Source organism: Nocardia takedensis NBRC 100417, assembly GCF_000308695.1.
Taxonomy (GTDB): Bacteria; Actinomycetota; Actinomycetes; order Mycobacteriales; family Mycobacteriaceae; genus Nocardia; species Nocardia takedensis.
This window is the reverse complement of the sequence record NZ_BAGG01000237.1, coordinates 1-16620: the sequence shown is the minus strand read 5'-3', so window position 1 is coordinate 16620 and position 16620 is coordinate 1. Positions and strand designations below refer to the sequence as shown.

Below are 16620 nucleotides of genomic sequence, written 5' to 3'. Positions count from 1 at the left end.
ATCAGACTCTCCACGAGGGTGCGCGTGGCGATCTCGGTGTGTTCGGCCGCGCTCACGCGCGCTCGATGCGGCACAGGGGCCGGTCCGCGTCCAGGCCGAGCACCCGGGCCGCGGCGGCGAAGAAGGCCGTGCTGTCGATGACCGATTCCGGCGGATGCACGCCGGGTTCGCGCGCGAGTCCGGCGACCACCTGGGACAGGCCGAGGGCCAACGGGATTCCGGTGGCGCGCGGCATGTCGTGCAGCAGGTCGGCCACGGGATCGTCGCCGGGACCGACCCGGTCGAGGAAGGCGAGGACGGTGCGCGGACGACCCGCCGCGACGCCTGTCGCCACCGCGAAGAACGGCGGCAGGTCGCCCGGCCCCTGGGCGCGCAACGCTTTCGGCAGGGAGCGCAGCAGGTTCCACGGGCGCGGTCGGACCAGCGCGCGGGCCGCGGATTCGCTGGTGAGGCTGCCGCGGTCCATGTCGTCGCGGAGCACCCGCAGGTAGGCGAGGGTGGATCTGGTCACCACCATCAGTGACGCCGAATCGCCGCGCGGTCGCAGACTGCGCCGCAGGGTCAGCGGCTCGGGATGGCCGATGGTGTAGGCGGTGCCGCGCCTGCCGCCGGGCAACGACAGCGCGACCGGGCTCAGCGGCGGACGTTCGACCATCGCCCCGTCCGCCACGACGTCGATCACCCCCGCGGCCTGCTGCATCCAGTGCACGGCGGCGGCCGACACGCCGCCGTCCGCGTCGAGCAGTTGGGCGCGCTGCCGCGTCGGGTCACCGCCGCCCACGTCCACCGGCCAGGCGGTGTGCACGTCCTGGACCGCGTCGAGTTCGGCGGCCGCGACCGCGGCGAGCAGATTGCTCACGCCCGGACTCGCGCCCATCCCGACCACCGCGCACACCCCGCGTTCCCGGGCCGCGCCGTCGAGTTCGAGCATCCGCGCGGTGGGTTCGGTGTCGTCGCAGACGTCGAGGTAGTGGGTGCCGGTGCCGATGGCGGCCGCCACGACGGCAGACCCGAAACGGAAGTAGGGACCGACCGTGTTCACCACCAGGTCCGCCTCGGCCAGCGCGCGACGCAACCCGACCTCGTCGGTGATGTCGACCGCGATCCCCCGGGCCGGGACCGATCCGCCGAGTTCGTCGGCGGTGCGGACCGCGGCCTCCCGATCGCGGTCGGCGACCACGATCTCGTCGATGCCGGGCAGTGTCACGGCGACTCGCAGCGCCGCGCTGCCCACCGCCCCCGCTCCGCCGAGTGCGAGTACCTTCACGAAACCCCTCCTCCGGATCTGCACAGTGCCCCATCCACGGCCGCGACGCCGACACTATCGGATCGGAAACGGTCGTAGGTGAAACGATAGTTAATCCCTCGCTACCTCGGTCCGGGCCGCTATGTCCGGTTCCGGGCGAGAGTCGCTGGTCAGATGCGCGTCACCGATCGCCCGCCGTTCGCGTCACCGATCCTCGGTGTCCGCCGGACGATTCACCACGGCTACGGACGCATCGGAGCGGGTTCGCGACCGCCACCGGCGCGAACCACATCGAGGGCCGATAGAAGACCAATCGGTTCGGGACAACTCGAGTTCTGTTCCGGCCCCGGTGAATTCCCGCCGACAATCCCGAGAGCACGACTTTCCCGCTCGGATGCGGGCAGCCCAGTGCGGCCGAACCCGCCGAACACGGAATTCAGCGTGCGGTCACGTCGAAACATCGCGCGGGGACCACGAAATCCATTGCCTCGAAACGACTCCTGCGCCGATAGGGAGAATTCGCGCCACCTCGCGACGCGTCGGGCGCGCCCACCCCGCCGACGGACGCGGCGGGGTGGACAGCCGCGCTCACGGCGCGACGAGAGCGAAAGGCGCGTAATCGCGCACGTGTCCGGCGGTCCATTGCCACACCGTCGCGGTGTCGACGGCCACCCCGCCTTGCAGGCACAGAACCCAACCGTGCGGTACGCGAACCCAGATGTCCCCGTCCCGATCCCGGTACACGCCCGGCGCGTCCGGTTCGGTGGCGACCTCGGGCGGGACGAACCACCGATCCGCCGAGGTGCGGTCGTCGGCCGTACGAGCGGTAGCACTCATCTACATCTCCGTTCGATACTTCGGATAATTGCCGGAGCCATTCTCACCCACGCTTCTTAAAAATCACTTCCACGCCGGTTCTGAATTACTTGCGAAATTCTTTGTTATCGATTGTTGACCATTTTCGATTGGCCGGTCACGTTATCGCGTGAATACAGTGACGGTGTTACACGAGGACATCACGACGTGAGAGGCGAAAAGATGACATGGCGCGCTGCCGCCGAATGCGCGGGGATCGCCCCCGGCGTGTTCCACCCCAAGCTCCCCCCGCGCGGCGATCCGCGCGGAGCCCTCGACTACTGCCGCCGATGCCCGGTCGTCACGCAATGTGCCGAGAATTCGCTGCGCACCCGCCGACGGCACGGAGTGGTTGCCGGAGTCTGGCTTTCGGCCGACTCCGACGCGGCGGAGGTACTCCGCGAGATTTCACACGGAACGATTCGACGGCCGCGCTGCGCGCACTGCTGGCGGGTACTGGAGCGCGACGCCGTCGAACGTTCGTGTGAATTGTGCGGATTCTTCGGGATATCGGACTGAATCGACACCGGCCTTTGCGGAGTGTTTATGGACACAGCGATAACCCAGCGTTTGTCAAGTAACGGACTCAGCGGTAACTTACCGACCGACTTTATTGGTGGCCGTTGACGGACGACTTTCGTATCGGTGACTGGAGGGGCGTTCCATGACAGATGTACGCGTGCAGGTGTTCGGCCCGCTGCGAGTGGTACTCGACGGACGAACCGCACGAATCCAAGCGGGTCGACAGCAGGCGTTGCTCGGACGTCTGGTGCTCGCCGGCGGAACCGCGACGCGCGTGGACCGCCTGATCGAGGACGTGTGGGAGGGCTCCCCGCCCGCCCACGCCGCCTCGGTGCTCCAGGTCCAGGTCCACAATCTGCGCCGGGTACTCGAACCGGCGCGCCAACCCCGTTCGCCCGCTTGTGTTCTGGTGTCCGAGGACGGCGGGTACGCGCTGCGCCTCGATCCCGAGAGCGTCGACTCGTGGCGTTTCGAGCGTTTGTTGAATCGCTACGAACAGCATATGCGCGAGCACGGTCACCGGACCGGGCCCGCCGAGCGGCACCGAATGCTGGACGAGGCGTTGGAATGCTGGCACGGTTCGGCTTTCGAGACTTTCGCGACCGCTCCGTGGGCCGCCGACGAGGTCGCGCGATTGTCGGATCGGCGCGCGACGGCGATGGAGATGCGCGCGCGGGCGGCGGCCGAGATGGGCCGCGATGCCGAAGTCGTCGCCGGTCTGCATCAGATCGCGCGCGACAATCCGGGCCGCGAGGAGTGCGCGCGATTGCTGGCCACCGCGCAATATCGGCTAGGGCAGCAGGTCGACGCGTTGGCGACGGTCCGAAGAACGCGCGAACACCTACGCTCGGAATACGGGATCGATCCCGGACACCGACTCCACGAACTCGAGATGGCGATTCTGACCCATTCGCTGCGACCGGAAAGCGCCGCGATCGACACGGCGCCCGTCCCGGTTCTCGGCGCACCGCTCGCGGAGCCCGCGTCGAATTCGTCCTGCTATCCCGAACAGGCCGCCGCGATCAGGGCCGCGGCCGCGGCCGCCGCGGGCGGTGCGCCGCGACTGCTGTGGCTGGTCGGTCCCGCCGGGATCGGCAAGACCACCCTGCTGACCGGAATGCTGGCGGAATTGTCCACGCGAGGATGGCGCACCGCGTTCGCGTCCTGCCCGGAACTCGACGGCGCGCCGCCCGGATGGGTGTGGACCGAACTGCTCGAGGAGTTGGCGGGCGCGGTCGACAGCGACGCGGGTGACGGCGTCTTCGGCACCGTCCGCGCGGCGTTCCTGCGCTGCCGCGAGGTGGCCGCGCAAGGTCCGATCGCTCTGGCGATCGACGGCGCGCACCGCGCCGACGCCGCCACCTTGCAGGGCGTGCGGCAACTGATGACCTGGCTGCACGGCGAAGCGGTGCTGGTGGTGGTGACCGTTCGCGGTCCCGAACCGGTGCCGGGCTGGCGGATGGCGGAATCGGCGCTGGCCGACCTGATCTCCGAACGGGTCGAACTGGCCGGACTCGACCTGGCGGGCACCCGCGAACTGGTGTCGCGGGCGGGCGTCGAATCCGCCGACGACCAGTTGATCCGCACCCTGCACGAACGCACCGGCGGCAATCCCATGCTGCTGCGCATCTGGGCCCAGGTGACGGCGGCGACCCCGGAATCGGCGGAACTGCCGCAACGGATCCGGGCGCTGATCCTCGACGGGCTCGAACGCCTCCCCCCGGGGTCGCTGGTCGTGCTGCGCTATCTGACGCTGTGGAACGCGCCGCTGGGCGTGGAGGCGCTGGCGGGCCTGTCCGGCCTGGTCGAGGAGCGGGTCTCGGATCTGCTGGACACCGCGGTGGCGGCGGCGCTGGTGCGCTTCGACGACGACGGCCGCGTGGTGCCGCACGACGAACTGGTGCACCGCATCGTGCACGACGGCATCCCGCCCCTGCGCCGCCGCCGGATGCAACGCGATATCGCCGAATTCGCGGTCGACCGACTGGTGTCGGGGGCGATCGGCGACGTCGAGCCGATCGTCCTGGTCGGGCACGCCGTGCACGCCGCGCCGCGGACCGCCGTCGCGAGCGCGCTCGTGCGCCTGGTCGAGGCCGCTCGGCGCGCGCAGGCGGCGGGACGCGCCGCCGAAGCGGCGACGCTGTGGTACGCGGCGTCCGAACTGAGCGACGGTGTCGAGGGCGTCGACGTCACCGTCGGCCGCACCCGCTACGCCGATCTCGTGGAGGCGCTGTGCCTGCTCTCCGACGCCGCGGCGCATCGCGGCGACCGCGCGAGCGCTGCCCGGATCCGTGAGCGAGCACTGGATCTGGCCGAATGCGCCGACGACACCGATCTCGTCGTGCGTGCCCTGACCTGCTGGACCGCGCCCGTCCTTCCCGGGGTGCGCTACCGCGACCTCGGCGCCGCCCGCATCCGGTCGGTCGCCGGGGACCTGCTCGCGGGCGAACTCCCCGACGCCGCGAGGGCCGCGCTGCTGACCACGCTGGTCTTCGAATCGCACGGTGTGGTCGCGGCGGCCCAGCGCTACGCCCACGCCGTGGAAGCGCTCGCCGCGGCCTACCACGCGGGTGAGCCTGCGCTGATCTGCGCGGCGCTCAACGCGGTGACCTGCGCGCTGGTCGAGGCGGGCGCGCCCGAATTATGTGGGCCGCCCGCAGCGGAGATGCTGCGGATCGCGACTGTCGCGGGCTCCGGCGAGCATCGGGCGCTGGCGCTGTACCTGCGTCTGCTCGACGCCTGCCGCCTGGGCGATCCGGCGACCGCGACCCGGTGCGCGCTCGAGGCTCTGACCTGCGTCGGGGACGGCCGGTTCACCGATCTCCGGCTCGCCCTGCGGTGTTTCCTCGCCGCCACCGATCTGCTGCGCGGCGACGTGGCGAGCGCGGCCGAACGCTATGCCGCGTGTCGCGCCGCGGCAGGCGCGTGGGACGAGGACACGCTGCTGCTCACCGACCTGGCCGTCGCGTGGGCGCGCGAGGATCTCGCCCCGCTGCGCGACACGCTCGAGCACCGCTACGCCGCCGCGCCCGAACGCTTCGCCCACGTCTACGCGCTCGCGGCCGCGCAGGCGGGCGAGATCGACCGGGCCCGGCTGGTCTTCCAGGAGAACCCCCCGTCACCGCACGACCCCGCCCGCTCGACGACAGCGGCCTTCGCGGCCCGCGCGGCCGTGACGCTCGGCGCCACCGAGGCGGCGGCCCCGCTGTTCGAGCGGCTCTCGGCGTGGTCGGGCGAGCTGGTCGGACTGGACACGGGCATCGTCGCCTTCGGCCCGATGGACCTGCTGCTGGCCCGGCTGGCCGAATGCGCGGGCGAGCACACCACGGCGGCCGGCCTGTCCGAGCGCGCGCGGGAGCAGACGGCACGGGTGCGCGCACTCGTCGAGTCCGTCGCCCCGCAGCTCGCTCTGCTGGCCGAGCGCTGCGCCGAACGCCCCGAGCGGCGCGCCGCGATCGAGCGCCCGCGCGAGAATCCGCGCGCCTCGATCGCCTGAGCTCCGCCCGCTGACGAAGTCCATGCTCTTTCCGCCACCGCGAGGGTTTCAGCGATGCAGATTCCATATGATGAGGGTCGTAGTCCGCGCCGCCGATCCCTTTCGGCAGTCCGACCCGCCGTCACGCTCGTTCACCGTGACCGGTCGACCGATATCCGCTTGCCCGTGCACAGTCGTTCTCGAAACGGGGATGCCGTGGCCATCGACAGCTCCGCAGACGAACCCGCCGACCCGCTGCCTTCGGCGGAACGAGCCGAACTGACCCGACTGCGCGCCGAGGTCGCCGGCCTGCGCGCCGGACGCACCCGCCACGTCGGGCGATGGCTCGCGGTGGCCGTGGCGTGGGTGTTGGTCGCCGTGCTCGCCTTCGCCACCGTGTCGGCGCGCTATGTGCGGGGGGAGATCCTGGACACCGATCGGTACGTCGCGACCGTGGCCCCGCTGTCGGCGGACCCGGCGGTGCGGGACGCGGTGTCGCGGGCGATCACCGCGGAGATCTTCGCCCGGGTCGATATCGAGGGCTTGACCACCGACGCGCTGGCGGCCCTGAGCGACTCGGCGGCGGACCGGCCGAGGGTGGACCGCGCGCTGACGAGTCTGGCTCCCGTGCTCGAGCGCCAGACCTACGAACTGGTCGAGGAAACTGTCCGTTCCTACGTCGCGAGCGACCGGTTCGCCGAACTGTGGCGGCAGGTCAATCGCGCCGCCCACACCGCGGTGGTCGCGACGGTGACCGGCGACGGCCCCGAATCGGTCACGGTGCATCCGGACGGCACTGTCGCCGTCTCCCTGGGACCGATGCTCGCCGACGTGCGCGCCCGGTTGATCGAGCGCGGCTTCACCGCCGCCGAACGCCTACCCGCCGTGGACGCGCAATTCGTCCTGTTCCGCTCCCCGGAACTGGTGCGCGTCCAACGCGCGGTCGACCTGCTCGACAAGGCCGCGACCCTGCTGCCCTGGGTGACGATCGTCGTGGCGGCGGCCGCGATCGTCCTCGCTCCGGTCGGTCGCCGTCGTCGCGCGGTGGCCGGCGTCGGCGTGGCGCTGATGGCGGGTATGGCCTTGCTCGCGCTCGTCCTGTCCTTCGGGCGGTCGGTCTACCTGGACAGCGTGCCGCCCGACGTCCTCGCCCCCGACGCGGCCGCCGCCGTCATCGATACCCTGTCGCATCCCCTGCGCACCGCGTTGCGGGCGGTGGCGGTCCTCGGCCTGGTCATCGCGCTCGCGGCGTACGTGAGCGGCGGGTCGGCCTCGGCGGTGGCTTTGCGCGGCGGGTTCGGCCGGGGCGCGGCGCTGCTCACCCGACGCGCGGGGACGCCGAGGCCGTGGGAGATCCGGGCCTACGGACTGCGGGGCGTCCTGCGGTGGGCCATCGTCGGTGTGGGCGCGGCGCTGCTGGTGTTCTGGCCGTATCCGACCGGCGCGGTGGTGGTCTGGATCGCGCTGGGCGCGGTGATCGCGCTGCTCGCCCTGGAACTGCTGATCCGGCCTGGCGCGCGGACCGCGTCGAACGCATGACCCCGGACCGCGCCCCGCTGCACTAGCGCTTTTACGCCACCACCTGGCGAATCTGTGGTAAACCGAGCCGTGCGCATCGTCGGGTGCCCTGTCGACCGTTCATCGAGTGGCCGTGCCGCGCCCGGCACGCCCCGGCTCAGCGGACACCCGTGACGACACTGCCGCTGAACCGGGCGCAGCGCGCGCTGTGGTCGGCCCAGCGGACCCTGGGTGACGACGTTCCTTTGACCATCGCGCAGTTCGTCGCGTTCGACGGCGCGATCGACGTCGAACGCCTCGACGCCGCGGTCCGGGTCGCCGCCGCGATGAGCGGGGTCGGCCCGCTCCGACTCGACACCGACGCCGACGAACCTCGCCTCCGCCTGGACCCCGACCAGCCGGCAACCGTCGAGCATCTGGATTTCACCGGGCACACCGACCCGTTCGCCGCCGCGATGGACTGGATGGACGCCGAGGCGGTGCGGCCCTTCCGGTACGGAGAACAGGCGCCGCTGGCGTTCTCGGCGCTGATCCGGACCGCACCCGAACAGTGGGTGTTGTTCTCCCGGGCACACCATCTCGCGCTCGACGGGTACGCGGCGATGCGACTCGTGCACGACACCGCGCGCTACTACCGGGACGGAGTGTCGCGACCCGAACGGAACCACCTCGACGTGATCGCCGACCGGCGGCGCGCCGTCCTGGACCACGAGGACCGCTATTCGCGGTCGCCAAGGCACGACCGCGACCGGGAATTCTGGCGGGCGACGCTCGCGAACGCGCCGGAACCGCTCGTCCTGGCCCCCGGTGTCGGTGCGCCGTCCGCGCACCGACACCGCGCCGGCCTCGACCTGGATCCGGACCGCGCCCGCGATCTGGACCGGTTGGCCGAGCGCGCGGGTGTGCCCGGCAGTGCCGTGGTGGTCGCCGCGGTGGCGCTGTGCGCGGCGCGGACCCGCGACGCGGCGCACGTGCCGCTGACGCTGGCGACCTCGGCGCGCTCCACCGTCGCCCTGCGCGAGGCGGGCAGCACCCTGTCCAATCTGCTGCCCGTCCATATCCGGTCGACGGCGTCGGACACGATCGCGGATCTGCTGACCTCGGTCACCGCCGCCGCGTCCGCCGCGCTGCGCCACCAGGGCTACCGCTACGAACAGATGGTGCGCGACGGGCACGCGCCGTTCGCGCCGCTGACCCACGCGGGACCGGTCGTGAACATCGCGCCGTTCCCCGCACCCGAGTTCGACGCGCGGGTGCGCGGGCGTTATCGCGTGGTGTCGACAGGGCCGGTCGCCGACGTCAACGTCAACTACTACCGCACCGCGCCCGAGACCTATCGCCTCGAAGTGGAGACCAACGCGGCGGCGGGCACGCGCGAGTCCACCGACCGACTGCTCGCCGACGTCCTGGCCTGCCTCGACGAACTCACCGCGGCGGCGCCGTCCGCCGCGCTCGCGCGCTGCGCCGCGCCGGGCGCGCATCCGGCGCTGTTCCGACCGCCGAGCGGAACCGCGATCACGTTCGGGCAGTTGCTGTTCCGGCACGCGCGCAGCGACGCGACGGCGGTGCTCGACCAGGCGGGCGCACTGTCCTATCGCGACCTCGCGGGTCGGGCGGTCGCCTTGGGCCTGCGGTTGCGCGCGCTCGGCGTGCGCGCCGGGGCGCGGGTGGCGATCGTGATGGAACGCGGCCTGGGCGGGGTGACCGCGACCTGGGCGGTGGCGTGGGCGGGCGGGTGCGCGGTTCCGCTCGACACCGCCCATCCGGCGGCCAGGCAGCGCGCGATCCTCGACGACGCCGCACCGCACGTCGTCCTGCACGACGGTACGAGGCCGAGCTGGGACGGCCCGGCGCACGTCATCGACGTCACCGGCTTCGACGGCGAAGTCGTTGCGGCGGATTGGGATCCGCCGAGCACACCGCCCGACTCCCCCGCCTTCCTCGTCTACACCTCCGGGTCGACGGGCGCGCCGAAGGGCGTACTGGTCACCCATCGCGGCCTCGCCGACCTGGATGCCGAGATCGAGGCCGCCTACGACCTCGCGCCGCACGCCGTCCTCGCGCACGCGGCCTCCCCCGGGTTCGACACCGCCGTGGTGGAACTGCTGGCCGCCGCCCACGCAGGCGCGGCCCTGGCGATCGTGCCCGCGCGCATCCGCGGCGGGCCCGAACTGGCCGCGCACCTCACCGCCGCCGGCGTCACGCACCTGCTCACCACACCGGCCCTGCTCGCGACCCTGTCGCCCACCGAGACGCCCACCGTCACCCACCTGGTGATCGGCGGCGACCGGTGTCCGACGCCGCTGATCACCGCGTGGGCGGCCACCCGCACGGTCCGGTGCGCCTACGGCCCCACCGAGACCACGTGCAGCGTATTGCTCACCGCCCCCGTCGATCCGGGCCATCGCGGGCCGATCCCCTTGGGCGAGCCCATGAGCGGGGTGACGGCCCACGTACTCGACCGCTTCCTACGGTCCGTGCCCGAGGGCGGCGACGGCGAACTCTACGTCGCGGGACCGAGTCTCGCGACGGGATATCAGCACCGCCCCGCCGAGACGGCGAGCCGCTTCGTCGCCGATCCGTCCGGCCCCGCCGGGACACGTCGCTACCGCACCGGTGATCGCGTGCGGGTCGCGCCCGACGGGGCGCTGGTCTTCCTCGGCCGCGCGGACCGTCAGGTGAAGGTGCGCGGCATCCGGGTCGACCCGGGCGAGGTGGAGGCGGCGCTGCTGCGGAGCGCCACCGTGCGCGCCGCCGCGGTGGTGGCCCGCGACGACGACGGCGTCACCCGCCTGCACGCCTACGTCGTGGCCGAGGACACCGCCGAGAAGATCCGCGCGGATCTGGCCGCGAGCGTCCCGGCGCACCTCGTTCCCGTCACCGTCACGGTCCTGCCCGCATTGCCGATGACCGTGCACAACAAGATCGACCGAGCGCGCCTGCCGGTGCCGTCCGGCAGTGGGCGCACCACCCCCGCACCGCGCACCCTCGCCGAAGAACTCGCGGTCGAAGCCTTCGGATGCGCGCTCGGTCACGCGCACCGCGCCGGGATCGACGCGGACTTCTTCGCACTCGGCGGTGACTCCCTCGCCGCCACCGCGATCGTCGCCCACCTCGGGGCCCGGACCGGCAGGCGTCTGGAGGTCCGCGACGTCTTCACCGCGCCGACGCCCCGCGCGCTGGCCGATCGACTCGAGTGCGCGCCCCGCGCGGAACTCCCGCCCGCCGACGAACCGGCCACCACCGCCCTCTCCCCGGCCCAACGCGCGATCCCGGTGCCCGACAACGGCATCGCGCATCTGATCCCGTTCGTGCTCACCGTCGACGGGCACCTGCCGAGCGCCGCCGTCACCGAACGGGTGCGCGGCCTGCTCGACGCCCACGAGATCCTGCGCTGCACCTTCACCGCCGACGCCGCGACCGTCGACCCCGACCCCGATCCGGCCCGCTGGTCCATCGACCCGCTCGACGCGAGCGAGCGGAACTGGGCCACGGCCTACCTGCACCGCCCCTTCGACCTGGCCGCCCACTACCCGCTGCGCGTCGGCGTGGCGCACACCGCGCGGCACACGCACGTGGCGATCGTCTTCCATCACGTCGCGGTGGACGGCCGTTCCTTGATCGCCCTGGCCCGCACGATGATCGGCCTCGACGGCACAGGTCAGGACACCGCCCATCGCTACTCCCGCTACGCGCGGATGTCGACCGAGCGCACGGCCCTGGCCCGCCCGACCGATCTCGCGTTCTGGCGCGAGGAGATCGATCCGTCCCGCGTCCTCGACGGGCTCACCCGCGTTCCCCGGCCGACGACATGGGACCCACGCGGCGCTCGACACCGCGTGACGCTGCCGCCGGGAGCGTGGGCCACGGTCGAAGCCGCCGCCCGCCACCTGCGACTGTCCCCGCTGACGCTGCTGCGCGCCGTGACCGCCGATCACCTCGCGGCCCGCACCGGCCACCGCACGATCCACATCGGCGCGCTGCTGTCGGGGCGCACCGACGCCGAATTCGCCCACACGGTGGGCATGTTCGCCGCCACCGTCCCCGTGGTCTGCGCGACCGGACCGGAGCTGGCCGACACCGTCGCGGCCACCCACGCCGCCGAGAACCGCGCCTTCGCCCACGCCCGCCTCCCGCTGCCCGAACTGGCGGCCGCCCTGGGCGGCGCGCGCCCCGGAGCGCACCCGCTGTTCCAGGTGATGCTCACCGTGGACGAGTCGCCCGCGACCTTCCTGCCCGAGGACTCGCTCGCGGTCCGGATCACCCGGATGCCCGTCGACCACGCCAAATGCGATCTGCACCTGTCCTTCCAGCCCGCCCACCACGCGGACCCCGGACACCTGGAGATCCTCTACGCCACCGCCCTTTTCGATCGGGAGCGCGTCGGCGCACTGGCCGACGGACTGCTCGCGGCGCTGGCCGATCCCCGTGTCGAGGCGTGGGCGCGCCGGTCGCACCCGCCGGCCCCGGTCGGCCACGACGTGCCGTGAGCGGTCCGCCTTCAGCGGCGGGCGAACCGATCTCGCTATGCTCCCCGGCAGAGATCCGATCACCGCACGCCGCACCTGCCCGTTTCGACCGTTCGACTCGACTGGAGCGTGATGAGCCGCAAGTATCTGCACCCGTTGGCCGTATTCGCCGCGGCGGGCCTCGCCGCGTTCGGCGGACCCGTCACCCACGCCGCCCCGGGTGAAGTCGCCGCGGGCGGGATGCGACTGGTGGCGACCGTGGACGCCAACTCCTTCGTCCCGGCGGGCGAGATCGGCATGGGTGTGCCGTTCGTGCACTCGATCAAAGTCTCCGGTGACTTCTCGGTGAACCTCGAAGGCGTGTCCGCGGTGCGCGGCGGCGAGATCGTCGTCGGCTATCTCATCGGCTGCGCGGTGGATATCGCCAACGGCATCTCGATCGGCATCGCACCCAGCATCGGCGTCAACGCGGGCATCGCACCGTCGGTGAATCTGGAATCGGGCGTCGACGTCACCCTCGCCATCGATGCCCCGCCCAGCATCACCATCGGCGGCGGCATCGGGGTGGGCGTGCAACCGTCGGTCGGGGTGGAAGCGGGACTCGCCGGCGAACTCGCGGTCAACCTCGCGCCCGGCACAGTCACCGCCGCCGCGATCGGCGCGGCCGAACTGGGTCCCGAAGCTGAATTCCCCTACACCTTCGCCCACGCCAACACTCCCCTCACCGTCAACGGTTGCCTCTCCCCCGCCTCGGCCATGCCCTTCGTCACCGTCCGTGCCGACTCGCGCAACAGCACCGCTCAGACCACCGGCTACGGTAACGCTTTCGGCTTCTGACCCTGCCGAACCCTCAGGTCTCGGTCCAGCGCTGTTCGACACCGGTCTCGAAACCCGTGCTGCCGTGCGGATGCACGGTGACGATCGGGACCGCCGCGGGTCCCCGTGCCGCGTGCAGGCGGTGGTATTCGATGTTGGTGCGGCACAATGAATCGACCACCTTGCGGGTCGGCATCGTGGTGGACCTCATTGCGAGACACAGCTAGCAGCAGTCGCAGATCCAGGCCCAGCATGCCCGGCGAGGCATGGTCGAGAACGTCTTTGACGAAGGCGGATACGTTGACCGACGGACTCCTCGGCGACCGCGTCACCGTCGGACGCGCCCATGACTGGGTGTACGGCGCACTGGCACAGTCGATTCGGTAGCGGCGCGCGGCGCGCGGGTTGACCTCGAGTTCACTCGAGGTTCTACCGTCGCGGACATGACAGCGACACTGACTCCCGAACAGATCGACTATCTCGGCGGACAACGTCTGGGAAGACTCGCCACGGTCCGGCCGGACGGTTCACCGCAGAACAACCCGGTCGGGTTCCGCTACAACGCCGAACTCGGCACCATCGACATCGCGGGCTGGAACATGGGCGCTTCCAGGAAGTTCCGCGACCTCGCCACCGATGCCCGCGTCGCCTTCGTCGTCGACGACGTCGCCTCGGTGCGGCCGTGGCGGGTGCGCTGCCTGGAGATCCGCGGCACCGCCGAGGCGCTGCGCGATGTCGAGCCGTATATTTCCGGGGTCTCGCGGGAGATGATCCGCGTGCGACCGGAACGGATCATCGCCTTCGGACTGACGCCCGGGTCGGCCGACTGAGCCCGACGCGCAGGTCCTCGTGTCCGAGGTCCGGCACGCGGTGATTGCGACGCTCGTTCGCGGGAATACGCACTCGACGGACGGCATCGTGGCGTCCGCGAAGGGCAGGAGAGCGATTTGGTGGTCGACCGGCGGGAACGCGAGACCGAGGCGGACAAGCACGAGGAGGTTGTCGCGGCCGAGCGGTTCGCCGCGGGCAGTGTGGCGGCGTTGCTGGGCGTGGTGGCCGTCGGTGTCGGTTTCGGTGTGCTCACCGCACTCGTGCGGGCCCGCTGGGAGCCGATGCAGCGCCTCGACCAGACCGTCGCCGACCACGTGGTCGGCGTGGTGGGCCGCAACCCGCCGCTGGGCGACATCCTGAAATCGGTCACCGACCTCGGCGCGACCGTGACGTTGCTCCTGATGCTCGCGGTCGCCACACTGTGGCTGCTCGTGCGCGGGCTGCCGAGGCTGGCGCTCTATGTCGTGCTGACCAGCGCGGGCGGGCTGATCCTCAACCCGATCGTCAAGGAACTCGTCGCGCGACTGCGTCCGGTGGTGACCGACCCGGTGTACGTCACCGACGGGTGGAGCTTCCCCAGCGGACACGCGATGAGTTCGCTGGTCTGCTACGGCGCCGTGGTCCTGGTCTTCGCGCCCGCGCTGCGCGAACGGCCGCGCCGCGTGGTGTTCGGCCTCGGAGTCACGATCGTCGTGGTCGTGGGGCTGAGTCGGATCGCGCTGGGCGTGCACTACTTGACCGACGTTCTCGCCGGATGGTTGCTCGGCATCCTGTGGCTCGCGCTGACCACCGTCGCGTTCCACCGTTGGCGTCGCGACACCCGTGAACAAGCGGGTCCGCTGCCCGGCGACGTGGCCCCGGACGAGCGCGAGGACCTGCGCCCCGTCCCGGCCCGGCACGCGCCCCTGCTCCCGCACCCGTGGCGCGGCATCGGCGAACTCGCGGTCGCGTGGGTGCTGCTGCTCGGCGCACTCGTCGGACTCGGACTGCTCATCCGCACCACCGACCCCGGAAACCCGTTCCTGCGGTGGGATCACGACCTGGTCGAGGCACTGGTCGACGACCGGACATCGACTCGGACGGCCTTGCTCGGCGTCTTCGGCGAAATCGGCAACACCACCGCCGTCATCGCCGTCGCCCTGATCGTCGCCGCGCTCGCCGTGGCGATCCTGCGCACGTGGCGACCGGTCCTGTTCCTCGTCGTCGCGATGGTCGGCGAGATCACCCTGTTTCTCACCTCCTCGGCCGTCGTGGACCGCGACCGCCCGAAAGTCCTCCCCCTCGACCCGCACCTCCCCCCGACCGCGAGCTTTCCTTCCGGCCACGTCGCCGCCGCACTCACCCTCTACGCGGCCGTCGCCCTGCTGATCTGGACCAACACCCCTCGCGCGCGCCACCGCATCCCGGCGACCTTCCTGCTGCTCGTCCCCGTCCTCGTCGCGACCCAACGCCTCTACGCGGGCGCCCACCACCCCACCGACGTCCTCGGCTCCCTACTCCTGACCACGATCTGGCTCACCGCCGCCTACTGGATTGCCCGCCCCGGCCCGCATCCCCTCCGCAACCCCGCCCGGACAACCTGAGCCGAGAGCCGATCAGCGCGAGCCCGCGAGTCGGCCGAGCCGGTGCGCTTACGGCAGGGCCGGCGGTGACGAGCGCGCCGCTACTCCGGGCGGACACCGGCCGCATGGGATCGGCCCACGGCCCCAGTGTGACTGGAACCGTGGGCCGCTCGAACGACCGATCCGATCGCCCCTACGCGGCGCCCACGCGCCGCCGGCCGCGAACGGCCACGGTCGACCGCTGCCGCGTGGCACGGCGCGCGAGGAGAGCGGCGACGAGGCGGTCCGCCCGGGCGACGAGCGCGTTCGCCACACCGAGGACGACGAATCCGCCCGCGGCGGCGAAGGCCAGGGCGGTGAAGGATTCCATCGGCCAGATCAGGATGACCAGGCCGGCCAGAGCCGTGACGACGCCGGCGATCTCGTAGCGGACCGGGTCGGTGACGCGCGCGTCCCACACCGCGACGAGCGCTTGGCCGATTCCGAGGATCGCCCAGCTCATCCCGAGCCACATCGACACCAGCGGAACCGAATTGCCGCCGAGTACCAACAGGATCGCGGGCCAGACGGCGAGGACGCCGGTCACCGACAGCACCACGCGCAGCGGCGTGGCGATCCGGGTGGTGGCGATGGCGACGAACAGTTGCGCGCCCGCTCCCGCCACGAGTCCCAGTGCCACGAGCCATTCCAGCGCGGTGACGGACCCGCCCGGCCACACCGCGACGAGCAGGCCGAGCGGAACCCAGCCCGCGGCGATGGCCACCGCGGCATAGCGGTCGGCGTGCGCGCGGGGGTCGGGGTAGGTCTGTCGCGGACGGGAGCGCACGACGTCGGATCGCGGAATCCGCCTCGTCGGCGCGGCGTGGAAGCTCGGTCGCATCGTCACCATGCGGCAGGAATAACCGCTTCCGACGATTCGACACGGCCTTTCCCCGAAGTGCCGCGGCGGTGCGCTACCAGGAATGCGCCACGTCGACCACGATGCGCGAGTTCGCACCGGGGCCGGTGACGGTGTGCGCCTGGAAGGGCAGGCGGGCGCGGGTTCCGACGCCGATGGTGGTCTGGCCTTCGAAGGAGCCGGCCCAGGCGACCTGGTGGAAGGTCCGGTAGTCGCGGACGTCGGCGAGTTCGGAGCGGTTCGCGGGGGCGTAGGTGGGCGCGCCCGCGTCGTCGTAGGAGGGGGCGTTGACGGTGAGGTTCAGATACGCGCCGCCGCGCAACGGGACGGGTGTGCCGGACCCGTCCATGGCGACCTGTTCGACATACCGGTCGCTCGGTGAAAGACGTTGAGTGCGGCGGCAACTCGTTCGCCGCGCGGTGGCTACT

At 71.8% G+C, this 16620-nt stretch carries 12 protein-coding genes; 7 read left to right on the top strand and 5 right to left on the bottom strand.

Translation table 11 applies throughout. The features are described 5' to 3' along the window. Positions 1–52: 52 nt before the first annotated feature. The gene (locus ON30_RS29175) at positions 53–1267 is read right to left on the bottom strand and encodes a saccharopine dehydrogenase family protein (protein WP_040712534.1); all 1215 of its coding nucleotides are present in this window, start codon (positions 1265–1267) and stop codon (positions 53–55) included. A gap of 567 nt (positions 1268–1834) precedes the next feature. Next, the gene (locus ON30_RS29170) at positions 1835–2083 is read right to left on the bottom strand and encodes a hypothetical protein (protein WP_040712521.1); all 249 of its coding nucleotides are present in this window, start codon (positions 2081–2083) and stop codon (positions 1835–1837) included. 201 nt (positions 2084–2284) lie between these two features. On the opposite strand from ON30_RS29170, the gene ON30_RS42410 reads away from it, so the two are divergent. From ON30_RS42410 to ON30_RS29150, 5 genes are all read left to right on the top strand, one after another. After that, entirely contained in the window at positions 2285–2620 is a 336-nt protein-coding gene (locus ON30_RS42410) for a WhiB family transcriptional regulator (RefSeq protein ID WP_083911766.1), read from the top strand. Between the two features lie 145 nt (positions 2621–2765). Beyond that, positions 2766–6119 (top strand): ATP-binding protein, encoded by a 3354-nt coding sequence (locus ON30_RS29165; protein WP_083911765.1) that lies wholly within the window; start codon positions 2766–2768, stop codon positions 6117–6119. A 195-nt stretch (positions 6120–6314) separates the two neighbouring features. Next, on the top strand, positions 6315–7637 hold the full coding sequence (locus tag ON30_RS29160) for a hypothetical protein (protein ID WP_083911764.1): 1323 nt from the start codon (positions 6315–6317) through the stop codon (positions 7635–7637). Between the two features lie 149 nt (positions 7638–7786). Next, a complete protein-coding gene (locus ON30_RS29155; protein ID WP_040712516.1) occupies positions 7787–12106 on the top strand; it encodes a non-ribosomal peptide synthetase in 4320 nt (1439 codons plus the stop codon). Between the two features lie 111 nt (positions 12107–12217). Beyond that, the gene (locus ON30_RS29150; RefSeq protein WP_040712514.1) at positions 12218–12922 is read left to right on the top strand and encodes an MspA family porin; all 705 of its coding nucleotides are present in this window, start codon (positions 12218–12220) and stop codon (positions 12920–12922) included. Positions 12923–12935: 13 nt separating this feature from the next. Here ON30_RS29150 and ON30_RS39610 read toward each other — a convergent pair whose 3' ends face one another. After that, positions 12936–13097, bottom strand: coding sequence for a hypothetical protein (locus ON30_RS39610; protein ID WP_157183914.1), 162 nt, complete (start codon positions 13095–13097; stop codon positions 12936–12938). Between the two features lie 247 nt (positions 13098–13344). Here ON30_RS39610 and ON30_RS29145 point away from each other — a divergent pair, with 247 nt between their 5' ends. Both ON30_RS29145 and ON30_RS29140 read left to right on the top strand, forming a co-directional pair. Continuing rightward, positions 13345–13731, top strand: a complete 387-nt coding sequence (locus ON30_RS29145; protein ID WP_040712513.1) for a PPOX class F420-dependent oxidoreductase — start codon at positions 13345–13347, stop codon at positions 13729–13731. 120 nt (positions 13732–13851) lie between these two features. Beyond that, entirely contained in the window at positions 13852–15315 is a 1464-nt protein-coding gene (locus ON30_RS29140) for a phosphatase PAP2 family protein (RefSeq protein ID WP_063719966.1), read from the top strand. Between the two features lie 172 nt (positions 15316–15487). Here ON30_RS29140 and ON30_RS29135 read toward each other — a convergent pair whose 3' ends face one another. Then, positions 15488–16183, bottom strand: coding sequence for a DUF308 domain-containing protein (locus ON30_RS29135; protein ID WP_051030121.1), 696 nt, complete (start codon positions 16181–16183; stop codon positions 15488–15490). 64 nt (positions 16184–16247) lie between these two features. After that, on the bottom strand, positions 16248–16620 hold a 373-nt coding region (locus ON30_RS29130; RefSeq protein WP_444543697.1), incomplete at its 5' end, for an AMIN-like domain-containing (lipo)protein.